General features: G+C 65.8%; 17 protein-coding genes. 4 read left to right on the plus strand and 13 right to left on the minus strand.

Annotated elements, in window-relative coordinates; translation table 11 throughout:
- Positions 1 to 99: 99 nt before the first annotated feature.
- Positions 100 to 1,245: a tRNA 2-thiouridine(34) synthase MnmA gene (gene mnmA / locus GQ651_RS05030; protein ID WP_160763093.1), complete on the plus strand. Its 1,146-nt coding sequence runs from the start codon at positions 100 to 102 to the stop codon at positions 1,243 to 1,245.
- A 268-nt stretch (positions 1,246 to 1,513) separates the two neighbouring features.
- Here mnmA and lpxB read toward each other — a convergent pair whose 3' ends face one another.
- From lpxB to pyrH, 13 genes are all read right to left on the minus strand, one after another.
- Positions 1,514 to 2,674, minus strand: a complete 1,161-nt coding sequence (gene lpxB, locus GQ651_RS05035; RefSeq protein ID WP_160763094.1) for a lipid-A-disaccharide synthase — start codon at positions 2,672 to 2,674, stop codon at positions 1,514 to 1,516.
- Positions 2,671 to 3,588, minus strand: a complete 918-nt coding sequence (locus GQ651_RS05040) for an LpxI family protein (RefSeq protein WP_160763095.1) — start codon at positions 3,586 to 3,588, stop codon at positions 2,671 to 2,673. Before GQ651_RS05040 ends, lpxB begins: the two co-directional genes overlap by 4 nt.
- A gap of 1 nt (position 3,589) precedes the next feature.
- On the minus strand, positions 3,590 to 4,390 hold the full coding sequence (gene lpxA / locus GQ651_RS05045; RefSeq protein WP_160763096.1) for an acyl-ACP--UDP-N-acetylglucosamine O-acyltransferase: 801 nt from the start codon (positions 4,388 to 4,390) through the stop codon (positions 3,590 to 3,592).
- On the minus strand, positions 4,387 to 4,842 hold the full coding sequence (fabZ, locus tag GQ651_RS05050; protein ID WP_160763097.1) for a 3-hydroxyacyl-ACP dehydratase FabZ: 456 nt from the start codon (positions 4,840 to 4,842) through the stop codon (positions 4,387 to 4,389). Before fabZ ends, lpxA begins: the two co-directional genes overlap by 4 nt.
- Before the next feature lie 91 nt (positions 4,843 to 4,933).
- The gene (locus GQ651_RS05055) at positions 4,934 to 5,464 is read right to left on the minus strand and encodes an OmpH family outer membrane protein (protein ID WP_160763098.1); all 531 of its coding nucleotides are present in this window, start codon (positions 5,462 to 5,464) and stop codon (positions 4,934 to 4,936) included.
- Complete coding sequence (gene bamA, locus GQ651_RS05060; protein ID WP_227257960.1) at positions 5,464 to 7,755, minus strand: outer membrane protein assembly factor BamA; 2,292 nt, start codon at positions 7,753 to 7,755, stop codon at positions 5,464 to 5,466. Before bamA ends, GQ651_RS05055 begins: the two co-directional genes overlap by 1 nt.
- A 120-nt stretch (positions 7,756 to 7,875) precedes the next feature.
- The gene (locus tag GQ651_RS18885; RefSeq protein WP_264464683.1) at positions 7,876 to 8,001 is read right to left on the minus strand and encodes a hypothetical protein; all 126 of its coding nucleotides are present in this window, start codon (positions 7,999 to 8,001) and stop codon (positions 7,876 to 7,878) included.
- Between the two features lie 100 nt (positions 8,002 to 8,101).
- Positions 8,102 to 9,439, minus strand: coding sequence for an RIP metalloprotease RseP (gene rseP / locus GQ651_RS05065; RefSeq protein ID WP_160763099.1), 1,338 nt, complete (start codon positions 9,437 to 9,439; stop codon positions 8,102 to 8,104).
- Positions 9,440 to 9,447: 8 nt separating this feature from the next.
- A complete protein-coding gene (gene dxr / locus GQ651_RS05070; protein ID WP_160763100.1) occupies positions 9,448 to 10,620 on the minus strand; it encodes a 1-deoxy-D-xylulose-5-phosphate reductoisomerase in 1,173 nt (390 codons plus the stop codon).
- Positions 10,617 to 11,417: a phosphatidate cytidylyltransferase gene (locus GQ651_RS05075; RefSeq protein ID WP_160763101.1), complete on the minus strand. Its 801-nt coding sequence runs from the start codon at positions 11,415 to 11,417 to the stop codon at positions 10,617 to 10,619. Before GQ651_RS05075 ends, dxr begins: the two co-directional genes overlap by 4 nt.
- The gene (uppS, locus tag GQ651_RS05080; RefSeq protein WP_227257961.1) at positions 11,414 to 12,139 is read right to left on the minus strand and encodes a polyprenyl diphosphate synthase; all 726 of its coding nucleotides are present in this window, start codon (positions 12,137 to 12,139) and stop codon (positions 11,414 to 11,416) included. Before uppS ends, GQ651_RS05075 begins: the two co-directional genes overlap by 4 nt.
- Positions 12,140 to 12,180: 41 nt before the next feature.
- On the minus strand, positions 12,181 to 12,744 hold the full coding sequence (frr, locus tag GQ651_RS05085) for a ribosome recycling factor (RefSeq protein ID WP_160763102.1): 564 nt from the start codon (positions 12,742 to 12,744) through the stop codon (positions 12,181 to 12,183).
- Between the two features lie 120 nt (positions 12,745 to 12,864).
- A complete protein-coding gene (gene pyrH / locus GQ651_RS05090; RefSeq protein WP_160763103.1) occupies positions 12,865 to 13,593 on the minus strand; it encodes a UMP kinase in 729 nt (242 codons plus the stop codon).
- Positions 13,594 to 13,677: 84 nt separating this feature from the next.
- Here pyrH and miaA point away from each other — a divergent pair, with 84 nt between their 5' ends.
- From miaA to gap, 3 genes are all read left to right on the plus strand, one after another.
- Positions 13,678 to 14,583 (plus strand): tRNA (adenosine(37)-N6)-dimethylallyltransferase MiaA, encoded by a 906-nt coding sequence (gene miaA, locus GQ651_RS05095; protein ID WP_227257962.1) that lies wholly within the window; start codon positions 13,678 to 13,680, stop codon positions 14,581 to 14,583.
- Between the two features lie 67 nt (positions 14,584 to 14,650).
- Positions 14,651 to 14,791 (plus strand): hypothetical protein, encoded by a 141-nt coding sequence (locus tag GQ651_RS05100; RefSeq protein WP_160763105.1) that lies wholly within the window; start codon positions 14,651 to 14,653, stop codon positions 14,789 to 14,791.
- Between the two features lie 25 nt (positions 14,792 to 14,816).
- Positions 14,817 to 15,818, plus strand: a complete 1,002-nt coding sequence (gene gap / locus GQ651_RS05105) for a type I glyceraldehyde-3-phosphate dehydrogenase (protein ID WP_160763106.1) — start codon at positions 14,817 to 14,819, stop codon at positions 15,816 to 15,818.
- Positions 15,819 to 15,883: the final 65 nt, after the last annotated feature.

Raw genomic sequence — 15,883 nt, forward strand, 5'->3', positions numbered from 1 at the left:
TTATGACGCCGAGGACTTAATCAGCGGTGAAGGCGGGACTTGTGACTGGACTGCATTTTCCTATATTTCAGCGCAATTCCTTAAGAGATGGACCCCGTCATGGCGCTCGATCGCAGCGAAACGCTGAATTCACTCGGTTTTCCGAAGCCTCCTTCGGAAACACGGGTCGTCGTCGCCATGTCAGGCGGCGTCGACAGTTCCGTCGTGGCGGCGGAACTCGCGCGTGAAGGCTACGACGTCATCGGAGTCACGCTTCAGCTATACGACCACGGCGCGGCTCTGGCCAAGAAAGGCGCCTGCTGCGCGGGGATCGACATCCACGACGCGCGCCGCGTGGCCGAGGAAATGGGCTTTCCGCACTACGTGCTCGATTACGAGAACATCTTCCGCGACGCGGTCATCGACGAGTTCGCCGACAGCTACCTCGCCGGCGCGACGCCCGTACCCTGCATCCGCTGCAACGAACGGGTCAAGTTCAAGGACCTGCTCGAGACCGCCCGCGACCTCGATGCCGACTGTATGGCGACGGGCCATTACATCCAGCGCAAGATGGGCGTGAATGGCGCCGAACTGCACATGGCGGCCGATCAGGCGCGCGACCAGTCCTATTTCCTGTTCTCCACGACGCCCGAACAACTGTCCTATCTGCGCTTCCCCCTCGGTCATCTCGAATCCAAGGCCGAGACGCGGGCGCTTGCGCAAAAGCACGGCCTGACCGTGGCCGACAAGCCCGACAGCCAGGACATCTGCTTCGTGCCGGACGGCAACTACGCCAGCGTGATCGAGAAACTCCGCCCCGGCGCTGCCGACCCGGGCGAGATCGTCCATGCCGACGGCCGCGTTCTGGGCGCGCACAAGGGCGTCATCCATTACACGATCGGTCAGCGGCGCGGCCTCGGCATCGGCGGACTGGACGAGCCGCTCTACGTGGTGAAGCTCGACGTCGACGCGAAACAGGTCGTGGTTGGCCCGAAGGACATGCTCGCCACCCGGCAGGTGCCGGTGCGCGAGATCAACTGGCTGGGCGACGCACCCCTGACCAGCCAGCCGGAATGGCACGTCTCGGTCCGCGTCCGCTCGACCCGGCCGCCCGCCGAGGCGGTGATCCGCCCCCTGAGCGACACGGACGCCACCGTCGAGCTTCTCAGCCCCGAGGAGGGCGTCTCGCCCGGTCAGGCCTGCGTCTTCTACGAGACCGGCGGCAGCCGCGTGCTGGGCGGCGGCTGGATCTGGCGCGGGTACTGACCGTCCCCGCACCGCTCCACCCTACCGGCGACAGGCGCGGACCTGCATATTATCGGCCCGGAAATATCCCGGGGTGAATTGGCCGGAGGCCAAGGGGGGCAGAGCCCCCTGCCGGTTTCCTTCAAGGAAACCGGTGCCCCAGCGTCAGGCGAGATGAAACGCCGGTCCGGGGGCTCTGCCCCCGGCACCTTCGGTGCCTCCCCCGGGATATTTTCGGGCCAGTAATGACAGAAGGTCTCGGTACACCATAGTGGCAGGCGCCCGGGCCCTAGCGCCCCAGCCCGTCCAGCACCGCCCGCGCGGCGCGCAGCCCCGGCGCCTCTCCGCCCCGCCCGAGCGCGGTCATCGTTTCGGACATGGCCGCGTGCTGAAACGCCCGCTGGCGGTCGTCGGTCATCAGCGTCGCCAGCGCCTCGCCTACCGGTTTCGGCTGGCAGGCGGGGCCGAGAAATTCGGGGATGGCCTTCCGACCGGTTACCAGATTGACCAGCGTGACCGTGTCCACCTTGGCCATGCGCGACATGATCTGCCACGAGAGCCAGTTCATGTCATAGGCCACGACCATCGGCGTCTCGGAGGCGGCGAGCTCCAGCGATACGGTGCCGGAGGCCGCCAGCGCGGCGTCGGCGGCGCGGAAGGCGGCGCGCTTCATCCGGTCGGCCTGAGGGTCACCCCTGGGGTCGAGCACGATGGGCGCACCGGGCCATGTCGCCACCGCTTCTATGACGGCAGACGCCACCGGACGCGCGGCGGGCACCACCACGCGCGCTTTCGGCACCTGCCCCAACACGACGCGCAGCGCCTCACCGAAGATGGGCGCAAGCCGCCCCACCTCGGCCCGGCGCGAGCCCGGCAACACCACCAGCATCGGTGCGTCGCCTATGCCCTTGCCCTTCCGGAACGCGTCGGCCTCGGCCATGCTCGCCACCGGCTCGGCCACGATGGGATGGCCCACGAAATCGCAGCGCATCCCCTCGGCCTCCATATAGGGCGGCTCGAAAGGCAGAAGCGCCAGCACATGGTCGATGGATTTCGCCATCTTCGCCGCGCGCCCCGCACGCCATGCCCAGACCGACGGGGCGACGTAATGCACGGTGCGGATATCCGAGCGTTCCTTCACCAGCCGCGCAAGGCGGAGCGAGAAATCCGGGCTGTCGATGGTGATGAGCGCGTCCGGCGCCTTCGCGATCACGTCGTCTGCGGTCTGATTGAGCCGCCGCTTTAACTCGGGATATTTCGGCAGAACCTCGGCGATGCCCATGACCGACAATTCGTCCATGGGGAAAAGGCTCGAAAGCCCCTCGGCCTCCATCAACGGGCCGCCGACGCCGGCGAATTCCACATCAGGCAGAAGCGCTTTCAGCCCCGCCATAAGCGCGCCCCCAAGCTTGTCGCCCGAAGGCTCGCCCGCAAGCAGGTAGAGCTTCACGGCTGCCAGACCCAGAGGAACACCCCTGCCTTGTCCGCAGCCGAGATCGTCGCATCGCGGTCGATGACCATGACATGCCCGGCCTCGATCACGATCCCGTCGAGACCGGCCGCAACCGCCGCCTTGACCGTCTCGGGGCCGATGGTCGGCACGTCGACGCGCATGTCCTGCCCCGGTTTCGGCGCCTTGAACAGAACGCCGCCCCGGCGGATCGGCTCGGGGATGCCCATGGCATCGGCCAGGGGTATTCCGGTCTTGTCGCTGAACGCCTTGGCGAAAGCCGCGCCACCCGGCACGAAGCGGAGCGTGGTGTTGGTCATGGCGGTATAGGGCTCGACCGCGCGGAAAAACGCCACCGCATTCACCATCCAGTCGGTGCCCATCACCGTCTCGACCGCGATGACCTGCCCCTTGCAGACGATGCAGGCCTGTCCCACATCCGCCGCGCCCATCGCGGCCACGACCTCACGCGCGCGGACGGCGTCCTTGCGGGCTGCGTCATCCGGCTGCTCTGCGGTCGGCACGCCCGGCGTCAGCAACAGATCGGGCACGATCTCATGAGCCGCGACAACCTCGATCCCGGCCTCCTCGAAAAAGGACAGAAGCACGCGCAGCGCCGCGTCGTCCCCCTCCTGCAGCGCGGCCATCATGCGCGGCACCAGCGGCATCGTCGCCGCATCGACACGTGACGGATCGAGCGGCGGGCGCTCCACCGCACCGGCCAGACAGACGCGGGCCACTCCACGCTCTACCAGACCCTTGATAAACGAGCCGAGCGTTTCGATCCGGAAGGTCTCGTGATGCGGGATGTCCGTCGGCGGAAACCCTTCCAGCGCCGCGACATAGGGCGGCGTCTCAAGCGCCCGATAGACCAGTCCCGGCAGCGCGCCGCCGCCCGCGATCAGCGCCAGCATGTCAGCGCCCCGGCGTCAGGAAATGGCGGTCCGAGGCGGACAGGATGAAATCCACGATCTCGCGGACATAGTCGCTTTCGGTCTCTTCGCCCAAACGCCGCGCACGATCCTGAAACGCGCCCTCGCCCTGCGCCAGCATCTGGAACGCCGCGCGCAGCGCCGTAATGTCGGACCGTGCCACACCGCGCCGCTTCAGCCCCACGAGGTTGAGACCGTCCAGCTCGCCGCGCGGCCCCTGCACGAGGCCGTAGGGGATCACGTCATTCGTCACCATCGTCACCGCGCCGATGATCGCGCCGCGCCCGATCCGCACCCACTGGTGGATGCCGGAGAGGCCGCCGATGATCACGTCATCCTCGATCACGCAATGGCCCGCGATGGCCCCCTGATTGGCCACGATAACCCGGTCGCCCACGATGGCGTCATGGGCCACATGCGCGCCCGTCATGAACAGGCAGTCGTCGCCGACCTTGGTCAGACCGCCGCCACCCTCGGTGCCGGTGTTCATCGTGACGCCTTCACGGATGCGGTTCCGCTTGCCGATGACCAGCCGCGTCGCCTCGCCCTTGAACTTTAGGTCCTGCGGGATCTCTCCGATGCAGGCGCCGGGGAAGATGACCGTCTCGTCGCCCACCTCGGTGTCGCCGGTGACCACAGCGTGGCTCTTGACCTCGACACCCGGTCCAAGGCGCACCCGCGCACCAATGACCGAGAACGGCCCCACGACCGCGCCCGCGGCGATCTCGGCCCCGTGCTCGACAACGGCCGAGGGGTGAACGCGCGCGCCGGGATCGACGCTCACTTGGGCACGTCCATCATGGCGGTGAACTCGCACTCGCAGGCGACCTCGCCCTCGACGGTTGCCTTGCCACGGAACTTCCAGACCTTGCCGCCGCCCCGGATCGTCTCGACATGCATCCGAAGCTGATCGCCCGGCCCCACCTTGCGGCGAAACTTGGCGCTGTCGATGGCCATGAAATAGACGCCGAACTTCTTGTCGGCCAGATCCATGCCCACGCCCGCGATCACCGCCGCCGTCTGCGCCATGGCCTCGACCATGTAGACGCCCGGAAAGACCGGCATCCCCGGGAAATGCCCGGTGAACTGCGGTTCGTTCATGGTGACGTTCTTGATCCCCACGCCCGAGGCCGTGCCTTCGATCTCGACCACCCGGTCGACCAGAAGGAAGGGATAACGGTGCGGGATGATCCGCTGGATCAGGTCGATGTCTGCGCTTTTCAGGCCGTCACTCATGGGCATCGCGTCCTTTGTTCTTGCTCTTACAATTGCCTAATGGGTTTCCGTCTTGCTGGCAAACCGGCATCCCGCCAAAGCGCCGCGGACGCTATTGATCCCGCGCGGCGTTGATCCGCTGAATAGCTTCTTCCGTGATGTCGATCCGATCCGCCGAGAGAAACACGTCGCGCCGGTCGATCACGATCAGTGCGCCCTTCTCGCGAACGATATCGCTGATTATGCCCGCCACATCGTTGAAGAACTCCTGCCGCGCGGCCTCGCTCGCCTGTGTGATCTCGCGCGCCTTCTGGTCCTGCTCGGCGCGGATGCGCTGGACGCGGGCGTCGAAGGCGTCGGCCAGATCGCGGAACTCCTCCGGCGGCAGGCTCGGGCGGCGTTCGGTCAGGTCGCGCTCGGCGGCTGTCAGCTCGGCCTCGATCATCTGGTTTTCCTCGGCCAGCGCGTTCACCCGCGCCTCCAGCTCGTCCGAGATCTCCGTGCCAGGCCGCGTTTCCGCGAAGAGCCGGTCCTGGTCGATGGTCAGAACCGGCGGCGGCAGGCTGAGCGCAGGGTCCTGCGCCGCTGCCGGCCCCGCAAGGCCGGCAACGACAAGCAGAAAACTGGCAATAAGCGACCGCATCAGAACTGCGTCGAGATAGTGATGTCGAAGGTGTTTTCCTCGTCGAGCGGGTTCTTCTCGATGGGTTTGGCGAAGTTCAGGCGCAAGGGTCCGATGGGCGTCGTCCAGAAGATCGAGACCCCGACCGACGACCGCAGCTCGAACCCGTCATCCACCTGTTGGCTTGCGGCGCCGGTCGTATCGTCCAGATCCCAGACAGACGCGAAGTCGGCGAAGACCCCACCCGAGATCCCGTATTCCTCGGGCAGGCCCAGGGGAAAGTCCGCTTCGAAGCGGGCCGAGACGTATTTGTTCCCGCCCAGCACATCGGAGATGCCCGCGGCCGTGTCGCGCGGACCGGCCCCGCGCGAGGCGAAGCCGCGCAACTGACGCGAGCCAAGGAAGAAACGGTCGCCCACGCGCACGGTCTGATCGTTCAGCGCCTCGATCACGCCGCCCTCGAAGATCGCGCGAAGCGTCACCTCTTCGTTCAGCACGTCGCGTTCGGCCACGGCGCGCGTGGTCGTCTTGATATAGTCGATATCGCCGCCCAGCCCCGCGAATTCCTGCGCGAAGGTCAGCCGCACGCCCCGGTTCGGGTTCAGGCCGCCCCTGAGAAGGTCCAGCGTGTAGGAATAGCCAAGCGCGCTCTTCAGCGCCTTGCCCTCGTCATTGGCGATGATCGGGGACGCGGCCGGGTCGACGTCGAAGATCTCTTCCTCTGCCAGCTCGTAATAGACCCGCAACCTTCCGTTTTCGGTCATGGGGAAGCTCAGGTAGGGCGACAGGCTCGTGTTCCGGGTCTGGAACGCGGCCGAATCGAAGTCGGTCGTCACAACGCTCAGGCTGATCCCAAAGGTCAGATCGCGGCCAAGAAAGGCCGGTTCCGCAAAGGACAGCTCGGTCCGGCTGTTCTCGTCGGCCGTCTGTATATCGACCGAGATCGACTGACCGCGCCCGAGGAAGTTCCGCTCGCTGAAGCCGACAGCGACACCGAAACCGCTGTCGGTCGAATACGAGCCGCCGAGAGACAGGTTGCCCGTGGGTTGCTCTTCGACATCCACGTCCACGATGACCTGATCTGGGGCCGAACCTTCGCGGGTGTTCACGTCCGCCGACGAGAAGAAGCCGAGGGCGCGGATGCGCTCGGCGCCGTTCCGGATCTCGCGCGGGTTGAACGGGTCGCCCTCGACCGTGTCGAACTGGCGCCGGATCACCCGGTCGAGCGTGGTCTGGTTGCCCTCGATATCAATCCGCTCAACGAAGACACGGGGTCCCCGGACCAGAGCGAATTCCACATCGAGGGTCAGATCGCGCGGGTTCCGCGTGACGCGCGGCTCGGCCCGGAGAAAGTCGAAGCCCTGCTGCAGCGCCAGCCGTTCCAGCCGGGCGATCTGTTCCTCGATCCGGGTTGGGTTCCAGGTCTCGCCCGACCGCAGCCGGACCGCGCGGCGGTAAGCGTCGAGATCGGTGTCCGGGAATTCGGACGACACCGTCACGTCGCCCACGGCAAAGCGCTGCCCCTCGCGGACGGTGAAGGTGATGAAGGTCGCGTCACGCTCGCGGCTGAGTTCGGAGGTGACGTCCAGCACCTGAAAATCCACATAGCCGCGGCTGCGGTAGAAATCGGTCAGAAGCTGCCGGTCGAAGGCGATGCGCTCGGCCACGAAGGTATCGCGCTGAATGAGCGAGCGCAGGATGCCCGCCTGTTTCGTGTCGATCACCCGGCGCAGCCGCCGGTCCGAAAAGGCGCGGTTGCCGACGAAGTTGATGGCCTCGTTTTCCACCACGCGGCCCTCGGTCACCTCGAAGACAAGGTCAACGCGGTTGTCGCTCCGGCGGATGATCCTTGGCTGGACCGTGGCCGACAGACGCGCGGCCGCCTCATAGGCACCGACAATGGCGGCGGCGTCGGTCTCGGCCTGTGCGGGCGAATAGACGCGGCGCGGCTGCGAGCCGACAAGCTCCAGCAGCCGCTCGTCATCCAGACGGCGGTTGCCCTCGATATTGATGCGGTTGATGGTCGGGCGCTCGACGACGTTGATGACAAGGCCCGATCCGGTGGGCCGGGCGCTGGCCATCTCGAAAAGACCGGACGCCATGACCGCCTGAATGGCGTCGTTGATCTGACCGTCGCTGACCACTTCGCCGGGCGCGATGCCGGTCAGCGAGATGACGGTGGAATCGGGGATGCGCTGGTTGCCCTCGACAGCAATCGCATTCACCCGCGTCTGCGCCGCCGCGACCTGCCCCTGAAGCAGCATCGCCGCCCCCAGAAGCGCTCCGAAAAGGACCGTTCTCACCCCTGCCATTGTCGCCCGCCCGCTTTGAATTGCTTTCCTTGGTCAGTACTCACATTTCCGGGGTCTGTCAAAAGCACGAAGCCGCCCCGGCGGGACGGCTTCGGTCAGTACACGAGGGGGTGTGCGGGATCAGATGTGGCCGATATAGGCCGCCAGGAACAGAGCGCCCGACAGCGCAAGGATCGACGCCAGCCGGTCGAGGTTCAGCTCGACCAGAAGTTCAAGCCCGCGGTACCCTGTCTGAAGAATCTGCATCGGTCCGATCCCTTGTTTGTCTCACCCAAGGAATATTTTCGGAATATGGCGGGATTGGGGCAGGTCCGCGACCCTTCGGTGACGGTTGCCGTCGCCAGCCTCAGGGGCAGAAGAGGTCGTTCGCCACCGCGAAGGCCATCAGCGCCAGCATCAGCGTCAGCCCGCCCGCCATCAGGTAGCGGAGGGCGGCATCGCTCGGCGGGCGGCCCGTGACGGCCTCCCACGCGTAGAAGACAAGATGCCCGCCGTCGAGCACGGGGATCGGGAACAGGTTCAGCAGACCCACCGCCGTGGACAGGACCGCGATGAACCAGATGAAGCTGATCCAGCCCTGGCTCGCCGCCTGACCCGAGGTCTCGGCAATGCCCACGGGTCCCGACAGGTTGCAGGTCGAGATCTGGCCCGCGATCATGTGATAAAGGCCCGAGATGCTGGAGCGGATGATGAAGACGATCTGGTTTGCCGCGCCTGTGATCGCCTGACCCAGACCGGGCGTCTCGGTCGCCGGTTCGATCACCATGCCGCCGTTCATCCCGATCATGTAATGGGTCTCGAACCCACCATCGGGCAAGGGCATGTCCTGCCGCCGGGGCGTCATCGTCTTGACCAGCGCCTCGCCGTCGCGCCAGACATCGAGTCTGACCTCGGCCCCGTCCGAGCCACGGATCGCGCCCTGAAGCTGGGTGAAGTCGAAGATCTCCTCGCCTTCCACCGCCGTGATGACGTCGCCCTTCAAGAGCCCCGCTTCTTCCGCCGCCGAGCCAGGAACGATACCGGTGGCGATGGGCGGATTGAGCCAGGGGCCTTCCACATCGGTGACCCCGCCGTCGCGGCGAACGGTGTAGACGAGGCGCGGGCTGGGTTCCAGCGCGCCTGCAAAGCTCGCGAATTCCGAGGTAGAGGGCAGCGCCTCGCCGTCGATGGCAAGGATCACGTCGCCCGAGGTCAGGCCGCCCGGCCCGCCCGGCACGTCGCGGATATCGGCCACGGTCAGCGGGTCCGTCGCCACGCCGCGCACCATCATCAGCGCCGCGAAGACGATCAACGACAGGATGAAGTTGAAGACGGGACCGGCCGCAACCGTCGCCGTCCGCGCCCAGAGAGGCGCGCCATGCATGGTTTCGCGCCTGTCCTGAGGGGCGAGCGCCGCCATCGCGTCGACGTCCTTGCCCGAGGCCGCGTCGGCGTCGCCCCGGAACTTGACATATCCGCCAAAAGGCAGCGCCGCGATCTGCCAGCGGGTGCCGTGCTTGTCGACCTTCGAGGCCAGAACCGGCCCGAACCCGATGGAAAACACATCCGCCTTGATGCCCGACCAGCGCCCGACGATGTAATGGCCGTACTCGTGAACCGCCACGATGATCGACAGCGCCACCACGAAGGCGATCAGCGTGAATGCCACGTTGCCGAATGTGGGGATCAGTCCAGCAAGTTCCATAGGGCCCCTCAGGCTTGTCGTCTGTCCATCGCGCGGACCGCGTGCTCTCTGGCCATTTGGTCCGCCTCGGCCACGGTATCAAGGGTAATCGCGGCCTTTCCTAGACCATCGCCTGACATCTTTTCGATCACATCCGCGACAACGGCGGCCATATCGAGAAAGCCGATCCGGCCCGCGATGAACCCGTCGAGCGCGCTTTCCTTGGCGGCGGTGAAGACCGCTCCGGCCAGACCGCCCTCCTCCATCACCCACCGCGCAAGGCCAAGTGCGGGATAGCGCGCCTCATCCGGCGCGCGGAAGGTCAGCTGCCCGATTTTGGCGAGATCCAGCCGCTCCACCGGCAGGTCGCGCCGCTCGGGCCAGTGTAGCGCATAGCCGATCGCGTGGCGCATATCCGGCGGGCCGACATGGGCCATCAGCGCGCCGTCGTTGAATCCAACCAGCGCGTGAACCAGGCTTTCGGGGTGGATGATCGCTTCGATCCGGTCCGGCGCCAAACCGAAAAACTCATGAGTTTCAATTAGCTCCATCGCCTTGTTGAAGAGGCTCGCGCTGTCGATGGTGATCCGTTGGCCCATGTCCCAGTTCGGATGCGACGACGCCTCGGCCAGCGTGGCGCGGGCCAGATCCTCGACCGGCCAGTCGCGGAAAGCGCCGCCCGAGGCGGTGATGACGATCCGCTCGACGGCGCCCATATCCTCGCCCACCAACGCCTGAAAGACGGCCGAATGCTCGCTGTCGACGGGCAGAACCGTCGCGCCATGCTCTTCCGCCGTGCCCATCAGCAGAGCGCCAGCCGTGACAAGGCTTTCCTTGTTGGCGAGCGCCAGCGTCGCGCCGTGGGAGAGCGCCCTGAGCCCCGGCTCAAGCCCCGCCGCGCCTACGATGGCACTCATGGTCCAGTCGGCGGGGCGGTCTGCGGCCTCGACCAGCGCGGCGCGGCCCGCCGCAACCTCTATGCCTGAGCCCGCCAGCGCCTCGGACAACTCTCCCAGCAGGCTTTCCTCGGAGGTCACCGCGATCTCGGCGCCAAGGGCGCGCGCCTGTTCGGCCAGTTTCGCGATGTTCCGCCCGCCGGTCAGGGCGACGACGTCATAGGCGTCGGGGTCGCGGCAAATCAGGTCGACGGTGTTGCAGCCGATTGACCCGGTCGATCCGAAGATCGTCACCCGTCGCGTCACAGCGGCACCGCCACCGGGGGAAAGTCGACGACCGCCTCGATCACCAACAGGAACAGCGACGCGCCCAGCATGGCGTCGAACCGGTCGAACATGCCGCCATGGCCCGGAATGATCGAGGAAGAATCCTTGACCCCCATGCGCCGCTTGAGCGCGCTTTCGGCCACGTCACCGATCTGGCCGGCCATGGAGACGGCGATGGAAATACCAATCAGCTCCGCCCCTGCCTCGCCCTGCCAGACGTAGAATGCGCCGACCATCGCCGCGCCGATCCAGCCGGCGACCGTGCCGGACCATGTCTTCTTGGGGCTGACCTTGGGCCAGAATTTCGGCCCGCCGATGAAGCGGCCTGCGAAATAGCCGAGAATGTCGGTCACGATCACCACCAGCGCCAACCACGCCATCCAGCCGAAGCCGAAATCGTCGCGGAGCGCCACCAGGCCGAAGCCCGCGACGGTGATCGCGGCGGTATAGATCGTATAGGTGAATCGGTTCTCGGAAAGCTGACTGACCCCAAGGACGGCAGGCAGCATCAGAAGCGGCAGCGCGAAGCCGTCCGGCAGCTCGACCGCCGCGAACATCACGAGACCCGCAAATATGCCAAGCGGCACCGCCTTGGACGGCGCGCCGATCATCCGCACCAGTTCCCAGACCATGATGCCGGTCACCAGCGCGATGAGGATGTGGAACGGAATGCCCCCCAGCCACATGACCCAGAGGCCCACCGCCGCCGCGACCCCGCCGGAGATCAGGCGCGGCCCCAGATCGGCCCATTTCCCCCCACCCGTCGCCGCTGTCATCCAGGCACGGCCCCGAAGCGGCGTTCACGATGGGAATAGCTGTGGAGCACGCGCGCGAATTCCTCGCGCGTGAAGTCCGGCCAGAGCGTGTCGACGAATTCGTATTCCGAATAGGCCGACTGCCAGAGCAGGAAGTTCGAGATCCGCGCCTCGCCGCTGGTGCGGATGACCAGGTCGGGATCGGGAAGGACATAGGTGTCCAGGTGGCGCGCCAGCATTTCGGCATCCACCGTCTCGGGGTCGACCACGCCTGCAGCCACCTCGCGGCAGAGCCGCTTGGCCGCGCGCGTCACCTCGTCCCGGCCGCCATAGTTCAGCGCCACGGTCAGATGCACGAGATCGTTGTCGCAGGTCAGAAGCTCGAGCTCGTCCATAAGTGCCACGAGCGTATCGTCCAGCTTCATCCGGTCGCCGATGAACCGGACGCGGACACCGGCCTCGACCAGTTCGCGCGTCTCGCTCATGAGATAACGCTTGAAAAGCTTCATCAGACCCGAGACCTCGACCTGGGTCCGTTTCCAGTTCTCGGTCGAAAACGCAAAGATCGTCAGGTATTTGACGCCCAGATCGGGGCACGCCTCGACAATTTCGCGCACGCGCCGCGCGCCCGCGTGATGACCGAAGAGACGCGGCTTGCCGCGCGCCTGAGCCCAACGGCCGTTACCGTCCATGATGATCGCCACATGTTCCGGCGACGGTCTATCCTTGGATTTACTGCCCAATCGGGGTCTCCTTTGTCAGCGCCCCACCCCGCACGGTGTCTTTACACCTGCATTATTTCTTCTTGCTTACTTTCCAGCGCCGCGTCGATTTTCGCGATCGCCTTGTCTGTCTGCTCCTGCACCGCGCCTTCCCAGAACTTCTGGTCGTCTTCGGACATGCCCTGAGCCTTGGCCTTCTTGATCTGGTCCATCCCGTCGCGGCGGACGTTGCGGATCGCCACGCGGGCGTTCTCGGCATATTGCCCGGCGACCTTGGTCAACTCGCGACGTCGCTCTTCGTTCAATTCGGGGATCGGAAGACGGATGATGGTGCCGTCCACCACCGGGTTGATGCCGAGGCCGCTCTCGCGCAGCGCCTTCTCGACCTTCGAGGTCATCGACTTGTCCCAGACATTGACCGTGATCATCCGCGGCTCGGGCACGTTCACCGTGCCCACCTGGTTGATCGGGGTGGGCGAGCCATAGGCATCGACCATCACGGGCTCCAGCATCGAGGCCGAGGCGCGCCCGGTTCTCAGCGTCAGGAATTCCTGGCGAAGCGACGCCAGCGCGCCGTCCATCCGCCGTTCGATATCGTCGAGGTCGATCTCGAAATCGTCTGCCATGCCTGTTCCAACCCGTTTCTCTTGCGGCCTTCCGCCGGTTTTGTTGTCTATAGCCGTGAACCTCAAGCCTTGTATAGACCGAAGCCCCCGCGCGATGTGCAGCGTTTCAGCAGCGCCCGCTCAGTCCTCGACCTTTGTATAGGTGCCCTGCCCCGACAGGATGCCCCGGAAACCGCCCGGCTCGTCCAGCGAGAAAACGATGATCGGCAGCTTGTTGTCGCGGGCCAGCGCGATGGCGCTCGCGTCCATCACGCCCAGATGCTTGGCCAGCACCTCGTCATAGGTCACATGCTCGTAGCGCTTGGCATCGGCGTACTTGTTAGGGTCCTTGTCATAGACCCCGTCCACCTTGGTGCCCTTGAAGATCGCCTCGCAGGACATTTCCGAGGCGCGCAGCGTCGCGGCCGTGTCCGTCGTGAAATACGGGTTGCCCGTGCCGGCGGCAAAGATGCAGACCCGTTTCTTTTCCAGGTGCCGGACCGCGCGGCGCCGGATATAGGGTTCGGCCACCTCGTCCATGCGGATGGCCGAGATGACGCGGGTGTGGATGCCCAGCCCCTCAAGCGCCGACTGCATGGCGAGCGCGTTCATGACGGTGGCGAGCATCCCCATGTAGTCCGCCGTCGTCCGCTCCATGCCCTGTGCCGAGCCCTGAAGCCCCCGGAAGATGTTTCCGCCGCCGATCACCATGCAGATCTCGACGCCCAGATCATGCACAGACTTCACCTCCTGCGCGATCCGCGAGACGGTGGGCGGATGCAGGCCGAACCCCTGGTCTCCCATCAGGGCCTCGCCAGAGATCTTCAGAAGCACACGCTCGTAGGAAGGTTTCGGGCCATCGTCGGTCATCGCGGGGGGAGCCTTTCAATCGGGGTTTTGCACGCGGGCGAAAAATGTCGGAAAACGGCGGCGGGTTCAACGCGGAAGCAACCATTGACCGAGACAACAGACATTCCCCGCCTGCTCGACGCGCTCGATCCGTCGCGCCCCGTCCTTCTGGCGGGCCCCACGGCCAGCGGGAAATCCGCGCTCGCCTTCGCGCTGGCCGAGCGCACGGGCGGTCCCATCGTGAATGCCGACGCGCTGCAGGTCTTCTCCGACTGGCGTGTCCTGACCGCGCGGCCCGGCCCCGAGGACGAGGCACGCCACCACCATGCGCTCTATGGCCACGTGCCGGGCAAGGAACCCTATTCCGTCGGCCAGTGGCTTCGCGATCTGGCCCCGTTTCTCGACGGGCCGCCCCCGGTGATCGTGGGCGGCACGGGGCTCTATTTCACCGCACTGACCGAGGGGCTGGCCGACATCCCCGAAACGCCGCAGCCAGTGCGGGCCGAGGCGATGCAGCGGATCGCCGCCGATGGGGCGGATACGCTTCTCGAAGAGATCGACGCCGAAACTGCTGCGCGCATCGACCGGCAGAACCCGATGCGAATCCAGCGCGCCTGGGAGGTACTGCAGACCACCGGGCGCGGTCTGGCGACCTGGCAGGACGAAACAGGCCCGCCTCTTCTGCCGCTCGACCGGGCCGAGGCCATCCTTCTCGACGCGCCCAAGGACTGGCTGACGCCCCGGATCGAGGCACGCTTCGCCCAGATGATCCGGACGGGCGCGCTCGACGAGGCGCGCGCCAATGCCGACACCTTCGACCCGAACCAGCCTTCGGCAAAGGCGATTGGCGCCGCAGAACTGGTGGCCCATATCCGGGGCCAGATGTCTCTCGAAGAGGCGGCGCAGCGCGCAACGCTTCTGACCCGGCAATACGCCAAGCGGCAGCGGAGCTGGTTCCGCGCCCGCATGGGCGGCTGGCGGCACATCCGCGCGGCAGATGTTAGCGCATGACATTTTCCCGTGAGCCCGAAGACGTTCCCCCTTTCAACCGCCCGCCGCTTTTGTCATAAGGCGCGCGATGACAAACAGGATCGCTTTCGGTCTGGCTCTTTTCCTGGCGGTGCTTCTGGCGCTGAACTTCGCCCTTGGCCTTGAATGGCACATTTTCTGGGGGCGCAAATTCCTGGAACTGGTCCGGCTCCTCGCCTTCTGGCGCTAGCGGTCGCAACCTGAGGAGAAGACCTTTGGCAGTCAAAGTCGCCATCAACGGATTCGGACGCATCGGCCGCAACGTGCTGCGCGCCATCATCGAGTCGGGCCGCACCGATATCGAGGTCATCGCGATCAACGATCTCGGCCCCGTCGAGACCAACGCGCATCTTCTGCGCTACGACAGCGTGCATGGCCGCTTCCCGGCCACCGTGACCACGACCGAGGACACGATCGATGTGGGCCGCGGCCCGATCCGCGTGACGGCGATCCGCAACCCCGCCGACCTGCCCTGGTCGGATGTGGATATCGTGATGGAATGCACCGGCATCTTCACCTCCAAGGAGAAATGCCAGGCGCATCTCGACAACGGCTCGAGCCGGGTTCTGATTTCGGCGCCCGGCACCGATGCCGACAAGACCATCGTCTACGGCGTCAACCATGATCAGCTGACCTCGGACGATATCGTCGTCTCGAACGCCTCTTGCACCACCAACTGCCTCAGCCCGGTGGCCAAGGTGCTGAACGATACGATCGGCATCACCAAAGGCTTCATGACCACGATCCACAGCTATACCGGCGACCAGCCGACGCTGGACACGATGCACAAGGATCTTTACCGCGCCCGTGCCGCCGCGATGTCGATGATCCCGACCTCGACCGGTGCGGCCAAGGCCGTGGGCCTCGTCCTGCCGGAGCTGAACGGCAAGCTCGACGGCGTCGCGATCCGGGTGCCGACGCCCAACGTTTCGGTCGTGGACCTCGTCTTCGAGGCCAGCCGCGCCACCACGGTGGACGAGGTGAACGCCGCAATCCGCGAAGCCGCCGACGGCCCGCTCAAGGGCATCCTGGGCTACACGGACGAAAAGCTGGTCAGCCAGGACTTCAACCACGACCCGCATTCGTCGATCTTCCACATGGACCAGACCAAGGTCATGGACGGCAACATGGTCCGTATCCTGACCTGGTACGACAACGAATGGGGCTTCTCGAACCGCATGTCCGATACCGCGGTCGCCATGGGCAAGCTCATCTGAGCCAGCGCAACCAGATGCGACGGAAAGGGCGGCCCGGTGGCCGCCTTTTTCTTTTGACCCCTTCT

This window comes from Kangsaoukella pontilimi, assembly GCF_009830125.1.
Classification (GTDB): Bacteria; Pseudomonadota; Alphaproteobacteria; order Rhodobacterales; family Rhodobacteraceae; genus Kangsaoukella; species Kangsaoukella pontilimi.

Bases quoted from the DNA above. Each gene is read 5' to 3' on its own strand.
- mnmA (WP_160763093.1), top strand. From the start codon at position 100: ATGGCGCTCGATCGCAGCGAAACGCTGAATTCACTCGGTTTTCCGAAG.
- GQ651_RS05040 (WP_160763095.1), bottom strand. From the start codon at position 3,588: ATGCTGGCGCTGATCGCGGGCGGCGGCGCGCTGCCGGGACTGGTCTAT.
- fabZ (WP_160763097.1), bottom strand. From the start codon at position 4,842: ATGAGTGACGGCCTGAAAAGCGCAGACATCGACCTGATCCAGCGGATC.
- GQ651_RS05055 (WP_160763098.1), bottom strand. From the start codon at position 5,464: ATGCGGTCGCTTATTGCCAGTTTTCTGCTTGTCGTTGCCGGCCTTGCG.
- bamA (WP_227257960.1), bottom strand. From the start codon at position 7,755: ATGGCAGGGGTGAGAACGGTCCTTTTCGGAGCGCTTCTGGGGGCGGCG.
- GQ651_RS18885 (WP_264464683.1), bottom strand. From the start codon at position 8,001: ATGCAGATTCTTCAGACAGGGTACCGCGGGCTTGAACTTCTGGTCGAG.
- rseP (WP_160763099.1), bottom strand. From the start codon at position 9,439: ATGGAACTTGCTGGACTGATCCCCACATTCGGCAACGTGGCATTCACG.
- GQ651_RS05075 (WP_160763101.1), bottom strand. From the start codon at position 11,417: ATGACAGCGGCGACGGGTGGGGGGAAATGGGCCGATCTGGGGCCGCGC.
- frr (WP_160763102.1), bottom strand. From the start codon at position 12,744: ATGGCAGACGATTTCGAGATCGACCTCGACGATATCGAACGGCGGATG.
- pyrH (WP_160763103.1), bottom strand. From the start codon at position 13,593: ATGACCGACGATGGCCCGAAACCTTCCTACGAGCGTGTGCTTCTGAAG.
- GQ651_RS05100 (WP_160763105.1), top strand. From the start codon at position 14,651: ATGACAAACAGGATCGCTTTCGGTCTGGCTCTTTTCCTGGCGGTGCTT.